Genomic DNA, 2,237 nt, shown 5'->3' with positions numbered 1-2,237 from the left:
CCGGCGCGGTCGCCGGCCGGCCCGCCGGGACCCAGCGACCGCCCGGCGGGGCCGCCCGGCAGGGACGGCTCAGCCCTCGCCGATCTGCGCCAGATGCAGCAGGTTGGTCGTGCCCGGCTGCGCGAACGGCATGCCGGCGACGATGGCGAGGCGATCGCCGGGGCCGGCGTAGCCGTGGGCGACCGCGGCGCGCTTGGCGTGCTCGACCATCTCGGCGACATCGTGGATGTCCTCGCCGTGCACCGGTGTCACGCCCCAGACCAGCGTCAGCCGGCGCGCGGTCGCGAGGTTCGGCGTCAGGCCGAGGATCGGGGCTTCGGGGCGCTCGCGCGCCGCGCGCAGCGCCGTGTAGCCGCTGCTGGTGTAGGTGACGGTCGCGGCGATGCCGAGCACCTGCGTGACCTGCGCCAGCGCCGCACAGACGGCATCGGCGGTGGTCGCCTCCGGCACCGCCTGGTTGGCATCCATCAGCCGCCGCCAGGCCGGGTCGCGTTCGACCTCGTGGATGATGCGATCCATCATCCGCACCGCCTCGACCGGGTAGTCGCCCGAGGCCGATTCGGCCGACAGCATCACCGCGTCGGCGCCGTCGAAGATGGCGTTGGCGACATCGGAAGCCTCGGCGCGGGTCGGCACCGGTGCGTGCACCATCGAATCGAGCATGTGCGTGGCGACGATCACCGGTCGCCCGGCGCTGCGCGCGGCGTGGATGATGCGCTTCTGGATGCCCGGCACGCGCTCGGGCGGTAACTCCACGCCGAGATCGCCGCGCGCGACCATCACCGCGTCGGAGCGCTCGACGATGGCGGTGAGCTGCTCGATCGCCGACGGCTTTTCGAGCTTGGCGAGGATGCCGGCGCGATTCCCGACCAGCGCGCGCAGCTCGTCCATGTCCTCGGGCCGCTGCACGAAGGACAGCGCCACCCAGTCGACGCCGAGTTCCAGCCCGCATTCGAGATCGGCGCGATCCTTCGCCGTCAGCGGCGAGATCGGCAGCACCACCGAGGGCACGTTGACGCCCTTGCGGTTCGAGACCATGCCGCCGGCAACGACGGTGGTCTCGGCGAAATCGGCGCCGCAGCGCTCGACGTGCAGGCGCACGCGGCCGTCGTCGATCAGCAGGTCGGCCCCGGGCTTCAGTGCCGCGAAGATCTCCGGATGCGGCAGCGGCGCGCGCGTGACATCGCCGGGCGCCGGATCGAGATCGAGCCGGAAATTCCGGCCCTTCACGAGCGTCACCGGCCCCTGTGCGAACGTGCCGACACGCAGCTTCGGCCCCTGCAGGTCGAGCAGCACGCCGATCGGCCGGCCGACGGCCTTCTCGATGTCGCGCACGACCTGCATGCGCGCCCGATGGTCCTCGTGGCTGCCGTGGCTGAAGTTGAAGCGGAACACGTCGGCACCGGCCTCGGCGAGGGCACGGATCACCTCGGGCGTGGAACTCGAAGGTCCGAGCGTGGCGACGATGCGGGCGTTGCAGATGCGGCGCATGGCAGGTACTCCGGGGCGGACGGCAGGCGAAACACCGGCAGCCGGGCTTCGGTTCCTCGGCAGCGGCAGCGCGAAGCGCCGCTGCGTCGGCGGTCCGGACGGACCGCGCCCGGGAATGTAGCCGTCCGCTCCCCGCAAGGCTTGCTGCAGCCGCAGCAGCCGCAGCCGTCACCCGGGCCGCGGACCCGGCGCGCCGCGCCTGCATCGCAGCCATGCCGGCCTTGCCGGGCGCGGGTCCGTCGACCAAACCTGCCGCGAATCGCCCCCGCCCGCAGGAACCCCGCCATGACCGCCACCGCCCCCGAAAAGCTCTATCTCGATGATCTCGTGCCCGGTGCGCGCTACGTCAGCGCCGGACACGCACTCGATGCCGCGCAGATCAAGACCTACGCCGGGGACTTCGATCCGCAGTACTTCCACCTCGACGAGGCCGCCGCGCAGGGCTCGCTGTTCGGCGGCCTCGCCGCGAGCGGCTGGCACACGGCCGCGATCACGATGCGCCTGCTCGTGACCAGCGGCCTGCCGCTCGCCGGCGGCCTGATCGGCGCCGGCGTCGAACTGAGCTGGCCGCAGCCGACCCGGCCGGACGACGTGCTGCACGTCGAAAGCGAAATCCTCTCGGTGACCCCGTCGCGCTCCCGGCCGGATCGCGGCATGGTCGCGGTCCGGAGCGAGACGAAGAATCAGCGGGGGGAGGTAAGGCAGGTGATGGTGGCGAAGATGGTGGTGCCGCGGCGGATCGTCTG

Annotated in this window: 2 protein-coding genes; one reads left to right on the top strand and one right to left on the bottom strand. The window is 72.4% G+C overall.

Annotated features, from left to right (window positions below; genetic code table 11):
* Window positions 1-69 precede the first annotated feature (69 nt).
* Window positions 70-1,491 (bottom strand): pyruvate kinase, encoded by a 1,422-nt coding sequence (gene pyk / locus PKE44_RS18525; RefSeq protein WP_324554187.1) that lies wholly within the window; start codon window positions 1,489-1,491, stop codon window positions 70-72.
* A 285-nt stretch (window positions 1,492-1,776) separates the two neighbouring features.
* Here pyk and PKE44_RS18520 point away from each other — a divergent pair.
* A partial coding sequence (locus PKE44_RS18520; RefSeq protein WP_324554185.1) for a MaoC family dehydratase occupies window positions 1,777-2,237 on the top strand: 461 nt, incomplete at its 3' end.

This window comes from Plasticicumulans sp. (assembly GCF_035331805.1).
Lineage (GTDB): Bacteria > Pseudomonadota > Gammaproteobacteria > Competibacterales > Competibacteraceae > Plasticicumulans.
Note: the sequence above shows the minus strand (reverse complement) of the source record. Positions and strands in the feature narration are given on the sequence as shown.